The 13,368-nt window shown below is 64.1% G+C and carries 11 protein-coding genes, 1 tRNA gene and 2 riboswitches; of the genes, 10 read left to right on the top strand and 2 right to left on the bottom strand.

The window, feature by feature from the left end; genetic code table 11:
- Positions 1-73: 73 nt before the first annotated feature.
- Positions 74-162, top strand: a riboswitch (glycine riboswitch).
- Between the two features lie 3 nt (positions 163-165).
- Positions 166-228: riboswitch (glycine riboswitch) on the top strand.
- A 66-nt stretch (positions 229-294) separates the two neighbouring features.
- The 6 genes from gcvT (at position 295) to JCM7686_RS17055 (ending at position 5,812) form a co-directional block, all read left to right on the top strand.
- Positions 295-1,404 carry a glycine cleavage system aminomethyltransferase GcvT gene (gene gcvT / locus JCM7686_RS17080; RefSeq protein ID WP_020952048.1) on the top strand — a complete coding sequence of 370 codons (1,110 nt, stop codon included), beginning with the start codon at positions 295-297 and terminating at the stop codon, positions 1,402-1,404.
- A gap of 10 nt (positions 1,405-1,414) precedes the next feature.
- Complete coding sequence (gcvH, locus tag JCM7686_RS17075) at positions 1,415-1,774, top strand: glycine cleavage system protein GcvH (protein WP_020952047.1); 360 nt, start codon at positions 1,415-1,417, stop codon at positions 1,772-1,774.
- Positions 1,775-1,901: 127 nt separating this feature from the next.
- The gene (gene gcvP, locus JCM7686_RS17070) at positions 1,902-4,736 is read left to right on the top strand and encodes an aminomethyl-transferring glycine dehydrogenase (protein ID WP_020952046.1); all 2,835 of its coding nucleotides are present in this window, start codon (positions 1,902-1,904) and stop codon (positions 4,734-4,736) included.
- Positions 4,737-4,848: 112 nt separating this feature from the next.
- Positions 4,849-5,208, top strand: coding sequence for a hypothetical protein (locus JCM7686_RS17065; protein ID WP_020952045.1), 360 nt, complete (start codon positions 4,849-4,851; stop codon positions 5,206-5,208).
- A 42-nt stretch (positions 5,209-5,250) separates the two neighbouring features.
- Positions 5,251-5,685, top strand: coding sequence for a thioredoxin TrxC (gene trxC, locus JCM7686_RS17060; protein WP_020952044.1), 435 nt, complete (start codon positions 5,251-5,253; stop codon positions 5,683-5,685).
- A 51-nt stretch (positions 5,686-5,736) separates the two neighbouring features.
- Positions 5,737-5,812 (top strand) — tRNA-Ala (locus JCM7686_RS17055).
- A gap of 111 nt (positions 5,813-5,923) precedes the next feature.
- Here the strand turns inward: JCM7686_RS17055 and JCM7686_RS17050 are convergent.
- Positions 5,924-6,283, bottom strand: coding sequence for a hypothetical protein (locus JCM7686_RS17050; RefSeq protein ID WP_020952043.1), 360 nt, complete (start codon positions 6,281-6,283; stop codon positions 5,924-5,926).
- Between the two features lie 359 nt (positions 6,284-6,642).
- The gene (locus JCM7686_RS17045) at positions 6,643-8,706 is read right to left on the bottom strand and encodes a cyclic nucleotide-binding domain-containing protein (RefSeq protein ID WP_158442375.1); all 2,064 of its coding nucleotides are present in this window, start codon (positions 8,704-8,706) and stop codon (positions 6,643-6,645) included.
- 266 nt (positions 8,707-8,972) lie between these two features.
- On the opposite strand from JCM7686_RS17045, the gene JCM7686_RS17040 reads away from it, so the two are divergent.
- From JCM7686_RS17040 to JCM7686_RS17025, 4 genes are all read left to right on the top strand, one after another.
- Entirely contained in the window at positions 8,973-9,629 is a 657-nt protein-coding gene (locus tag JCM7686_RS17040) for a response regulator (protein ID WP_020952041.1), read from the top strand.
- Between the two features lie 45 nt (positions 9,630-9,674).
- Positions 9,675-11,069: a sensor histidine kinase gene (locus JCM7686_RS17035; RefSeq protein WP_020952040.1), complete on the top strand. Its 1,395-nt coding sequence runs from the start codon at positions 9,675-9,677 to the stop codon at positions 11,067-11,069.
- A gap of 93 nt (positions 11,070-11,162) precedes the next feature.
- Positions 11,163-11,840, top strand: a complete 678-nt coding sequence (locus JCM7686_RS17030; RefSeq protein WP_020952039.1) for an MtnX-like HAD-IB family phosphatase — start codon at positions 11,163-11,165, stop codon at positions 11,838-11,840.
- A 94-nt stretch (positions 11,841-11,934) separates the two neighbouring features.
- Positions 11,935-13,368, top strand: coding sequence for an aspartate aminotransferase family protein (locus JCM7686_RS17025; RefSeq protein ID WP_020952038.1), 1,434 nt, complete (start codon positions 11,935-11,937; stop codon positions 13,366-13,368).

The following is a 13,368-nucleotide window of genomic DNA, read 5'->3' as shown; positions in this document are numbered from 1 at the left end:
CAAGGGCGATCGCCGTGTCGATGAGGCGGCGCGAATCCCTCTTGCCAGTTTGATGGCGCGCGGCTACGACTTTTGGTGGAAGACGGGAGACGCTGGCGCAAGTCAGGGCCGAAGGAGCAACCGCCCCGGTAAACTCTCAGGCAAAAAGACCGCCTTCCATAAAGACTCTGGAGAGAGGCGCGCAAGCGTCCGCCGAAGGGATAACGATCTCAGGCGCAAAGGACAGAGGGGGCATCAACCGCAGCGACAAGCTGCACGCATCGGACACTCACGTCCATGCACAAGGGGGATGCCATGGCCGAGAACCGGCGCACGACACTTTATGATTTGCATCTCGCCCGAGGGGCGAAGATGGTTCCCTTCGCGGGATGGGACATGCCGGTCCAATATCCGATGGGCGTGCTGAACGAGCATCTGCACACCCGCGCCAAGGCTGGGCTGTTCGATGTCAGCCATATGGGCCAGGTGATCCTGCGCGGCCCCGAGGTCGCTGTGGCGCTGGAAAGCCTGATCCCCGCCGATCTGGCCGGGCTGAAGCCGGGCCGCCAGCGCTATGGGCTTTTCACCGCTGAAAATGGCGGCGTGCTGGATGATCTGATGATCGCGAATAAGGGCGATCATCTTTATCTCGTGGTCAATGCCGCCAATGCCGAGGCCGATCTGGCCCATCTGCGCCAGCTTGAGGGCAAGGGCATTTCCGTCGAGCCGCAGGACCGCGCCTTGCTGGCCCTGCAGGGCCCCGAGGCTGCGGCGGTGCTGGCCCGGCTGATCCCGGGCGTGGCCGAGATGACCTTCATGGATTCGCGCGATTTCGACTGGCAGGGCGTCGATCTGTGGATCTCGCGCTCGGGCTATACCGGCGAGGACGGGTTCGAGATCTCGGTCCCGCAGGCGCGGGCGGTTGCTCTGGCCGAGGCGCTTCTGGCTAATGAAGCCGTGGCCCCGATCGGGCTTGGCGCGCGCGACAGCCTGCGGCTGGAGGCGGGGATGCCGCTTTATGGCCATGAGATGGACGAGATGACCTCGCCCGCGCAGGCCTCGCTGGGCTGGTCGATCCCGAAGATCCGCCGCTTGGGCGGTGCGCGCGCGGGCGGCTTTCCCGGTGCCGAGCGGGTGCTGGCCGAGCTTGCGGCAGGCGCGACCCGCGCCCGCTACGGTCTGCGCCCCGAGGGCCGCGCGCCGATCCGCGAGGGCGTCGAGATCTTTGCCGAAGAAACCGGCGGCACGGCGATTGGCCGTGTGCGCTCGGGTGGGTTCGGACCCTCGGTCGGTGCGCCGATCGCCATGGCCGATCTGCCAGCAGGGCTGAGCCCCGACACCCCGCTTTGGGCCGAGCTGCGCGGGCGGCGTCTGCCCGTCGCGATCACGCCCCTTCCTTTCCATACCCCTGCATATAAGCGCTGAGGAGCGACCCATGCTGAAATATACCGAAGACCACGAATGGCTGCGCGCGGATGGCGATGAGCTTGTCGTCGGCATTACCGCCCATGCCAGCGAGCAATTGGGCGATGTCGTCTTCATCGAGCTGCCCGAGGTCGGGCGCGAGGTCGAGGCGGGCGAAGAGATCGTCGTGATCGAATCGGTCAAGGCAGCCTCGGATATCACCGCGCCGGTGGCGGGTGTGATCACGGCGGTGAACACGGCTCTGGCCGATGCGCCGGGCGATGTGAATGCCGATGCTCTGGCCGCCTGGTTCTTCAAGATCAAGCCGAGCGATGCCGCTGCGGTTGAAGGCTTCATGGATGAAGCGGCTTACTCCGCGTTGATCGGCTGAGGCCGGATTTGGGTATTTGGGTGATGAAGAAAGCGCAGGCTTTATCATCTCTGTGACAGCGGCGAAGGCGCGGTGCTGCGCCTTCGCTTCCGACCTATCTGATGCACCGAGGATTCAGGGCCTGACCATGACAAAATGGACGCCGAGCACATATAACCCCGATGATTTCGCCAATCGGCGTCATATCGGACCTTCTCCGGCTGAAATGGCCGAGATGCTGACGGCGGTCGGCGCGACCGATCTTGAGGCGCTGATCAGCCAGACGGTTCCGGCCTCGATCCGCCAGGAGGCGCTGGATTGGCCGGCGCTGTCGGAATCTGCGCTTTTGGCGCGGATGCGCGCAATTGCCGGGCGCAACCGCGTGATGACCAGCCTGATCGGGCAGGGCTATTTCGGCACGGTGACGCCGCCCGCGATCCAGCGCAATATTCTGGAAAACCCGGCCTGGTATACGGCCTATACGCCCTATCAGCCCGAGATCGCGCAGGGTCGACTGGAGGCTTTGCTGAATTATCAGACCATGGTGTCGGATCTGACCGGCCTGCCTGTCGCGAATGCCTCCTTGCTCGATGAGGCGACCGCGGCGGCGGAGGCGATGACCATGGCCGAGCGCAGCGCCAAGTCGAAGGCCAAGGCGTTTTTCGTGGATCGCGGGCTCCATCCCCAGACGATCTCGGTGATCGAGACCCGCGCGGCGCCTTTGGGCATCGAGGTTGTGGTCGGTGCGGTCGAAGAGCTTGATCCGGCGCGGGTGTTTGGCGCGATCTTCCAATATCCCGGCACCCATGGCCATCTGCGCGATTTCACCGCCGAGATTGCCGCGCTGCATGCTGCAGGAGCCGTGGCCATTGTTGCGACCGATCTGCTGGCGCTTTGCCTGATCAAGGAGCCCGCCGCGATGGGGGCCGATATTGCGGTCGGCTCGTCGCAGCGCTTTGGCGTGCCGATGGGCTATGGCGGGCCGCATGCCGCCTTCATGGCGTGCCGCGATGATCTGAAGCGGGCGATGCCGGGGCGGATCGTCGGCGTTTCGATCGATGCCAAGGGCAACAAGGCTTACCGCCTGTCGCTGCAAACCCGCGAGCAGCATATCCGCCGCGAGAAAGCGACCTCGAATGTCTGCACGGCGCAGGCGCTTTTGGCGGTGATGGCGTCGTTTTATGCGGTCTTCCATGGGCCCGAGGGGCTGCGCGCGATTGCGCAGCGCGTGCATCTGAATGCGGTGACCTTGGCCAATGCTTTGCGCGCGGCCGGGGCCGAGGTTGCGCCCGAGGCGTTTTTCGACACGATCACCGTGCGCGTCGGTGTCGGCCAGCAGGGCATCATGGCCGCCGCGCGTCATCGCGGCATCAACCTGCGTCGGGTCGGGCGTGACCGGGTCGGCATTTCGGTCGATGAGACCACCGATGCCGGCGTGATCGCGCGGGTTCTGGATGCGTTCGGGATTTCCGCGCCAGCCGCGCAGGCAGAGGCTCCGGCGATCCCCGAGGCGCTTTTGCGCGAGAGCGCCTATCTGACGCATCCGATCTTCCACATGAACCGTGCCGAATCCGAGATGATGCGCTACATGCGCCGCCTCTCGGACCGCGATCTGGCGCTTGACCGTGCGATGATCCCGCTGGGGTCCTGCACGATGAAGCTGAATGCGGCGGCCGAGATGATGCCGATCACCTGGCCCGAGTTCGGCGGGTTGCATCCGTTCGCCCCCGAAGATCAGGCGGCGGGCTATCACGAGGTCTTTGCCGATCTGTCGGAGAAGCTGTGCCAGATCACCGGATATGATGCGTTCTCGCTGCAACCGAACTCGGGCGCGCAGGGGGAATATGCCGGGCTTTTGACGATTGCCGCCTATCACAAGGCCAATGGCGAAGCGCGCGACATCTGCCTGATCCCGGTCTCGGCGCATGGCACCAACCCGGCCTCGGCGCAGATGGCGGGGATGAAGGTCGTCGTCGTCAAATCAGCGCCGAACGGCGATATCGACCTTGAGGATTTCGCCGAGAAGGCCGCGAAAGCGGGCGACAAGCTCGCGGCGGTGATGATCACCTATCCCTCGACCCATGGCGTCTTTGAGGACACCGTGCGCGAGGTCTGCGAGATCACCCATCGCCACGGCGGGCAGGTCTATATCGACGGCGCCAATATGAACGCTCTGGTCGGTCTGGTGCGGCCGGGCGATGTCGGGGGCGATGTGAGCCATCTCAACATGCACAAGACCTTCGCCATTCCCCATGGCGGCGGCGGTCCGGGCATGGGGCCGATCGGGGTCAAGGCGCATCTGGCGCCGCATCTGCCCTCGGATCCGCAGACAGGCGACGAGGGTGCGGTGAGCGCGGCCAATTGGGGCTCGGCCTCGATCCTGCTGATCTCTTGGGCCTATATCCAGATGATGGGCGGGGCCGGGCTGACGCAGGCGACGCGGGTCGCGATCCTCAATGCGAACTATATCGCAAGCCGGTTGCAGGCCGCTTACCCGATCCTCTTCATGGGCAATCGCGGGCGGGTGGCGCATGAATGCATTCTCGATACCCGGCCCTTCGCTGAGCATGGCGTGACCGTGGACGATATCGCCAAGCGCCTTGTCGACAACGGCTTCCACGCGCCGACGATGAGCTGGCCGGTTGCGGGCACGCTGATGGTCGAGCCGACCGAGTCGGAAACCAAGGCCGAGATCGACCGCTTCATCACCGCGCTGCTGGCGATCCGCGCCGAGATCACCGATGTCGCCGAGGGTCGCATCAGCGCCGAGGACAGCCCTCTGCGCCATGCGCCCCATACGGTCGAGGATCTGGTCGCCGATTGGGACCGGGCCTATTCGCGCGAACAGGGCTGCTTCCCGCCGGGCGCGTTCCGGGTCGACAAATACTGGCCTCCGGTCGGGCGCGTCGACAATGCCTATGGCGATCGCAACCTGATCTGCACCTGTCCGCCGCTGGAGAGCTACGCCGAAGCGGCCGAGTAAACAGGGGCCGCGCCGTCTCTTTTGCGGGCGGCGCGGCCTGTCGAACCCGGGCCTCTGGGGAACTTTGCACGCGTCTTGGCGGTTGGTCGCAGAGAAACTGATGAGGTCTATCATGAGTGCTGGACGTCGATTTCTTCCGATGATGGCTCTGGCCGCACTCGCGGCTTGTAGCTCTGAGGCCATCCCCGTTGTGGTGCCGCAGACCGCCGTCGCCCCGCCGCCCGAGAATATGCCGTTCTTGGGGAGCTGGGATTGTGGCGTGACGGTGATGCATTTCGCGCCCGACAAATACACTCCGTCGAAGGGCGCCAAGGCGCTGCGGGTCCATTCCTATACCGTCAAGGGCACGACCACGGATATCGCGCTTGAAGGCGGGGACCGGATTGCGGTGCAGGTCACGGCACCGGGCCAGATGACATGGACCTCGAACCAGTCCGGCGACAGCTTCCAATGTCGGCGCGTTGCAAGTTAGAAGAGGCAGAGGCGAGCATCGCCTTCTGCAAGGAGAGCGCGCATGTCCGGTAAGAAAATCACCTGTCTCGATTGTGGGCAGGTGAACCGCGTCCCGTCCGAACGTTTCGGTGAAAATCCGAAATGCGGCACCTGCGGGGCGGCGCTCTTTTCGGCCAAGCCGCGTGCGATTGACGGCCAGATCCTTGCCAAAGCGGCGAAAACCGACGAGGTGCCTCTGGTCGTCGACTTCTGGGCGCCGTGGTGCGGTCCCTGCCGTCAGATGGCCCCTGAGTTCGAGAAAGCCGCGCGCACGCTTGGCACGGCGGCGCGTCTGGTCAAGCTCGACACCGAGGCCAACCCGGCAGCGGGTGCGAAATGGGGCATCCGCAGCATCCCGACGCTCGCGGTCTTTCAAAATGGCCGAGAGCGCGTCCGAGAGGCCGGTGCCCGTCCGGCCGCCGCTTTGGTCGAGCTTGCGCGAAAAGCATCGAGCTAGTTTTACCGCCCCTTGACATCTCAAAACCATTGCGCGACACAACCCAGCAGTGGGGCCGTAGCTCAGTTGGTAGAGCGCATCGTTCGCAATGATGAGGCCAGGGGTTCGATTCCCCTCGGCTCCACCAGATCTTCAGATTTGTGTCGTCCGACATCGAAACACCGACTTTCGACAAAAGTTGGTTTTCTGATTTGAGATGCGCGCGGGCTCTCTGCGAGGCAGAATTGGCTTCGATTCGTCACGGATGATCCGAGCGCAAGACCGCTTCAACCTGCTGGCGTTCATAGAGCGCACTGAAGTCCTGCACGTCAGGCGAGAACGGCGAGATCTTCGCAGCGTTCAACCTGGCCACGCAGGCTCGCCAACTCACCCCGATCTCGGCCTGCATCGTCACCGGCGTCATGAAGCGGCGATGGAAGGCCGCAATGTCCTCATCGGTGAGATAAAGAATGTCTGCACCGGTGATCGGATGCGGAACCCAGCGGGCCGAGACATGCCCCGCCTCGAAAAGCCTCAGGAACCATTGCCTGGTCTTGATCCCAACCTTTATCGCATAGCTGGAAGCAAGCTCACCGGATGGGATGGTTTCCGATCGCATCGCGAAAGAGCGAGGCGATCAGGAGGCGAGCGAGGCTCTGCTTGATTGCAAATCGGCGACAGCGACAATTACTTCAATGCCGGGCTCCGTCGCAGATCTATATGGTTTGCTCGTCTCCCTATATTCGCTGACGCCAAACCCGCCGCCAAAATCCCTCTTCGGACAGGGCGCGAGCCACTAGAATGCGGACTTCGTTTTCGGGCGCATAAAGCTTGATCAGCCATCGCGTTCGGATTGCGCCTGCGCATCCTCATACCCCGAATTCTGGTCTAAGAGCTTTTATCCATCCTTCGTTTACTCCCCCACCCAAACTGGACCGGACGACCGATCTGCGGCCAGAGGAAGACCGTTCGCGCGGGTCAAAGGCTGCGGATCAGGGCATTGCTGCGCAAGAGCTTGTCGGCGATCGCCTTGGCAAGACCGCGGTGCAAGAGGATCGCGGTGGCCGGGGCCTCGGTTTCCAACTCGGCAATGCGCGCGGCGGTCAGGACCAGCACGGTGCTGTCCTCATCGGCGCGGACCAAGGCCGAACGTGGTGCGCCGGTATAAACGGCCAGCTCTCCGACCAGCGCGCCGGGGCCGAGACTGCGCATCCGCGACAGGCCCTGCTGGGTTTCAAGATAGACACCGAGACGCCCGTCCTTCAGCAGATAGATATCGCTGCCCGCGCTGCCCGGCTGGATCAGCACCTCGCCCTTGGCCAGTGCGCGCGGCGCGAAATGCTGGGTCATCTCAGCGAGCGGCAGGGTCTCATCGGACGCCTGCGCCGCGCGCGCCTGTAGGAGCCGCGTCTCGGCCGCTTCGAGTGCGGCATCGACCGAGGTCGCGAGCTGCAATTGCGCGGCGCAGGCGAAATCCGGATTCCAGACGAGCAGCCGATGCCGGACCTCGGGGTGAAGCGCGGTGACCGTGCATTGCGTGCCCGCCGCGCTCAGCTCGCGGAAGAGCTTGTCGAGCGCGGCGCAGGCGGCGCCGTCGATCCCGGTCACGCTGGTGAAATCGAGGATCAGCTGGCGCGGCATGCCCTCGGGCCAGTCGAGATTGCGCGCCTCAAGGCTGAGCGCGTCGATCGAGCCGAAGAAGAGATAGCCCTGAAGGCTGAGCCCCTGCACCGCATCGCCCGATTGGGCCAAAAGCGCGTCGAGCGCCGGCGCGCGGTCATAGGAGGAGCGCCGCGTCCGCGCGCTCCACCGCGCGCGAATGACCGGGCTGCGCGCATATTCCAGCGCAAAGCCCGCCAGCGACAGGCCAAGCCCGACGACGATGGCGGTCAGCAGACCAAAGAGCGCCGCCATGATGACGATGCCCAGAATGACCAGCCATTCGCGAAAGGCGATCTGGCGGCGCAGCGCCCAGACCCAATCCCGCATCAGCCCAAGGCCGATGAAGAAGAGCATCCCGAGGCTGACGAAGCTCGGGATCAGCGGCACGAGCTGCGCCACGAAGAGGCTGCCCAGCAGTGTCGCCACCGCATAGCCAAGACCGACGAACCGGCTGTGCAGGCCCATTTTCTCGACCATGGCGGTGGTGGCGCTGTCGACATAGCTGACCATGCCGCCGAAGCTTCCGACCGCGAGATTGGTGAGCCCGTTCATGCGCAGCTCGCGGTCGAGATCGGTGTCGCGCTGGGTGTCGAGCTCGACCCCGGCGACATTCAGGATGGCCGAAATCACATTGATCAGCACAACGGTGATCACGCCCGGCAGCGCGACCCACAGGACCCCGGGATCGAGCGCCAGAAAATCGGCCAGACCGGGAGGGTCGGTCTCTGACGACGCGGAAAGATGCGGGATCAGGCCCAGCTCGCCCGCGCGATCAAGGTCAAGCCCCAGCGCGCGATGCAGGGTCCAATAGGCGGCAATCGCGACCATGAGCGTCAGGATGAAGGCGAAAGCGTTGGCGAGACGCTCGACCACGACCAGCAGCACGAGGGCCAGTATCAGCGCCGGAAGAAGCACGGCGAGCAGGGGCAGATCGAGGCGACCGTCCCAGACCATCTCGAAAGCCGAGGTGACCAGCAAAAAGCCACAGGCCGCGAGAAAGCCGCTCGCCACCGGATAGGGCAGCATCCGGGCGAAGCGCCCGAGCCGGAAGCGGCCGAGCGCCCAAAGTGCCGCGCCGGTGCCAAGCGTCGAGAGCCCAAGCACCGCCAGCGCGGCGGCGATCTGGGCCGCGGTCTCGCCCGTCGTCGCAGCGGCGGCTGCGGCCATTGCCAAGGCCAAGGGCGCGATCCCGGCATCCTGCGCGGTCGAGATCGCATTGGGAAAGCCGCTGTAACGTGCCGCGATTAGCGCGGCGAGGCTGCATGACAGCAGGATCAGCGTCGCACCAAGCGTCAGCCCGCCGATCAGCGCACCGGCAAAGCACAGCGAGGCCAGCGCGACGGCCTCGCCAAGCGTATCAATGCCGAGAAGAAAGCCCATCAAGGCCGCTTGCGACCGCTGCGGCGTCTTCCGAGCCGTGCCCGCCGCAGCAGGCTCCGATGTCAGGAAATCGGCTTTGGACAAAGGGATACCGCAAAAAGGATAATGCGCCATGTTTCCCGCTCTGCGTGTGGAAATCAAGTCAGCGGTTTGCCCGTGACGGCGGCAGGCGCGCGACAACAAGCCGTGATCCGGCCCCCGCCGGGCAGAGGTTGAAAAACCGGGGCAGACCCGGCAAAGTCCGCTGGAATGTCAGAGGTTGGAAGATGCGCCTGCTCTTGGTCGAAGATGACCATATTCTCGGTCTTTCGCTGGCCAGAGCCCTTGAGAAACACGCTTACGGCGTCGACTGGATGCAGGACGGCGAGGCCGCGCTCGCTGCGCTGGCGACGCTGACCTATGACATCGTCGTGCTTGACGTAAACCTGCCCGGCGTCAGCGGGCTCGAGATCCTGCGGGCGCAGCGTGCGCGCGGCAATGCCGTGCCGATCCTGATCCTGACCGCGCGCGACGCGCCCCAGCAACGGGTCGAGGGGCTCGATCTCGGGGCGGATGATTACCTCGTGAAGCCCTTCGATCTTGACGAGCTGCTGGCGCGACTGCGCGCCTTGTCGCGGCGTCGCAATGGCCGGGTCGATAGCGTCATCAAATGCCGTGGCATCGAGATCGACCCGGCGGCGATGGTGGTGCGCGGCCCCTCGGGGCAGATCCCGATGACCGCCAAGGAGTTTCAGGTGCTGAAGCTTCTGGCCGAACGCGAGGGCAAATATGTCACCAAGCGCGATATCGAATATGCGCTCTACAGCGCCGAAGGCGGGGCGGAAAGCAACACGACCGAGGTCATTGTCTATAACCTGCGCAAGAAGCTCGGGGCCGAGTTCATCACCTCGATGCGCGGCGTCGGCTATATGATCGCGCAATGAGGAGGGTCGCGCCATGACCCGCGCGCGCCGCGCCGAGGTGCCCTCTTGGCCCTGAGCCGCCGCCGATTGACCACGCAGCTCTCGGCGCGGGTGGTTCCGACCATCCTGCTGACGCTTGTCGTGATCGCGGGCTTTGCCTTTTCCAGCGCCAAGCGCGAGATCGACCACGTCTATGACGCGCAGCTGATCAACGACGCCAATGTGCTGTGGAACCTGTTGCAGAAGCGTCTGGATCATCCCGAGTTCAACCGGCCGGTCGCCTTCCGCGATCTCGATTTCGCCATGAGCAACCAGCTTGCGCTGAATGACGACGTCGATGATTACGCCGATGCCCATATGTTCCGCATCTGGAAGGGCGAGCGGCTGGCGATTTATTCCAGCACGGCTTTCGAGACCGATCAGCCGATCTCGGCCCCGGGCTTGAGCGATGTGCTATACGATGGCGAGCTCTGGCGGGTCTATACATTGCCGGTGCCGCCGCGTGGCATCACGGTCGAGGTCGGCGAAAAGGTCGCTTTGCGCGAAACTCTGGTCGCGAATATCCTGCTCAATCTGGTGCTGCCGCTTGGGGTGCTGGTGCCGCTGATCGGGGCCTCGATCTGGCTGGGGCTGCATGGCGGGCTCAAGCCGATCCGCGGGCTGGTCGAGCAGATCCGCAGCCGCTCGCCCGATGATCTGTCGCTGGTGCGCACCGATGCTCTGCCGCGCGATCTGGTGCCGCTTGGCCGCTCGGTGAACCAGCTTCTGGGCAAGCTGGCGCGCTCGCTGACGGCGGAACGTCGCTTTGCCGACAATGCCGCGCATCAGTTGCGCACGCCCCATGCCGGGCTGAAGCTGCTGCTTCAGATGCTGCAACAGGCCGAAACCGAGGAAGAGCGCGACGAGATCATCGCCAATCTGGTGCGCAGCAATGACAAGGCGCTGCGCCTGATCGAGCAGCTGTTGCGCGCCGGTCGCATTCTCCACCAGCCGGTCGAAATGCGCGAGGTCGCGCTCCATGATCTGACCGCTTCGGTGCTGGCCGATCTGGGGCCGCGCATCAGCCAGAAGCGCCAAGAGGTGACGCTGGACGGTCCCGACACCGCCATGGTGCGCGCCGACGAGCCGCTGCTGCGGCTGCTGATCGAAAATCTGGTCGAGAATGCGGTGAAATATACCCCGGACGACGGCCGGATCGCGGTCGAGATCACCGAGGCGGGCGAAAGCCGTTGGTGCCTCGCGATCACCGATTCCGGCCCCGGTATCGCGCCCAAGGATCGCCATGTCGTCTTTCAGCGCTTCCACCGCGTCGGGGCGCCCAAGCAAGAGGGCGCGGGGCTGGGGCTTTCGATCGTCGCCGATATCGCCTTGCGGATTTCCGCGCGGATTTCGCTGCATACGCCGACCTCGGGGCAGGGGTTGCGGGCCGATGTGCTGCTGCCGCGCGCGCACATCCGGTAACATCCCCGTCAATTCAGTTTCGCCTCAGTTCCGCCTCACCTTCATCTCAGCCTGACCCGATAGAGAGCGGGCAACGAGATAAAAGGCAGGTCAATGCAGGTATATTGCGATTTCGACGGGACGATTTCCGTCGTGGACGGGACCGACCACGTCCTGAGCCGCCTTGCCGATCCGGCTTGGGAAGAGGTCGAGACGCTGTGGCTAGAGGGCGCGATCGATTCCGGCGAATGTATGCGCCGCCAGGTCGCGCTGATCCGGGCCTCGCGGGCGGAACTTGACGCGGTGCTTGACGGGATCGCGATTGATCCGGGCTTTGCCGATTTCGCGGCTTTCTGTCACGCCAAGGGTCTGCCGCTGACCATCGTCAGCGATGGGGTCGATTACTTCATCCGCCGCATCCTCGCGCGGCATGGGCTCGACAAATTCCCGGTCATCGCCAACCGCCTGAGCATCCACGAGCAGGGCGGGACCACCCGGTTCGAGCTGGTCTCGCCCCATGCGCGCAAGGATTGCACGGCGGCCTCTGGCGTCTGCAAATGCGCGGTCATCGCGCCGCGCGGTCTGCGCATTTTCGTGGGCGACGGGCGGTCGGATTTCTGCGTCTCGGACAAGCCGGAATTGGTCTATGCCAAGGGAAAGCTTGCCGATTTCTGCGCAGACGCTGGCACGGCCTTCATCCGCTATGACCGCTTTGCCGAAATCACGGCCCATTTGCGCACCGCTTTGCCCGGACTGGCGCAGCCGCTTCAACCCGACACCGAAGCCGCCTGACCGGCGGCGCCACCTCTCCTGCCGCGCCCGTCCGTGCGGCTGAACTCTGGGGATTGCTCCGCGCTGTGCGGACCCCGAACACGAAAGACATCAGATGAACGAGATGACCAAGGCTCCAACACTGGATTCGTCACCGGCCCCGATCAACTTCGAGACCGCGACCGAGGACGATCTGCGCCGGTTGGAGGCGCTTTATTGCTCCTATGGCGATACCGTCCATTACGCGACGATCCCGCCCTTCTTCGCGGGCTGTGAGGGCTCGTTCATGTTCGACGCGGCTGAAACGCCGTTCCTCGATCTGCAGATGTGGTATTCGGCGGTCAATTTCGGCTATCGCAACCCCCGCCTGAACGCTGCCGCACACCGTCAGCTCGACACGCTGCCGCAAGTCGCCTCGCAATATCTCCACCGCGAGAAGGTCGAGCTGGCGACCCGTCTGGCGCAAGATGCCGAGCGCAAATTCGGCACCAAGGGCCGCGTCCATTTCAACGTCGGCGGCGCGCAGGCGGTCGAGGATTCGCTCAAGCTCGTGCGCAACTTCACCGGCGGCAAAAGCCTGATGTTCGCCTTCGAGGGCGGCTATCACGGCCGCACGCTTGGCGCCTCGGCGATCACCTCGTCCTATCGCTACCGCCGCCGCTTCGGCCATTTCTCGGATCGCGCGCAATTCATTGAATTCCCGTATCATTTCCGTGGCCCCAAAGGCATGGACAAGGAAGAATACGGCCATTACTGCGTCCAGAAATTCGCCCGCCTGTTCGAAAGCGAATATAACGGCGTCTGGGATCCGAAAGCCGGAAAATCCGAATATGCGGCTTTCTATGTCGAGCCGATCCAAGGCACCGGCGGCTATGTCATCCCGCCGATGAACTTCTTCACCGAGCTGAAGAAAGTGCTCGACCAACACGGCATCCTGCTGGTCGTCGACGAGATCCAGATGGGCGTCTACCGCACCGGCAAGATGTGGTCGATCGAGCATTTCGGCGTCAACCCGGACGTGCTGGTCTTCGGCAAGGCGATCACCAACGGGCTCAACCCGCTGTCGGGGATCTGGGCGCGCGAAGACATGATCAACCCCGAGATCTTCCCGCCGGGCTCGACCCATTCGACCTTCGCCAGCAACCCGATGGGCACGGCGGTCGCGCTCGAAGCCGTCAAAATGCTGGAAGAGGAAGATTTCGGCGCGGCGATCATGGAAAAGGGCGCCTATTTCCTCGACGGCCTGCGCGAGCTGCAAAAGCGCCACAAAATCATCGGCGAGGTCGATGGGCTTGGTCTCGCGCTGCGGGCCGAGGTCTGCAAGGAGGACAGCTACACGCCCGACAAAGCGACGCTCGACTGGATGTGCGACGAGGGCATGAAGGGCGATCTGGTCGTCAACGGCAAGAAATACGGCCTTGTTCTCGATGTCGGCGGCTACCACAAGAACGTCATTACGCTGGCGCCGAACCTGCTGATTTCGCACGCAGAAATCGACCTCGCGCTGAACCTGCTGGATCAGCTGTTCACCCGCGCGGCGAAACGATGA

Origin of the sequence: Paracoccus aminophilus JCM 7686, from assembly GCF_000444995.1 — a bacterium.
Lineage (GTDB): Bacteria > Pseudomonadota > Alphaproteobacteria > Rhodobacterales > Rhodobacteraceae > Paracoccus > Paracoccus aminophilus.
Note: the sequence above shows the minus strand (reverse complement) of the source record. Positions and strands in the feature narration are given on the sequence as shown.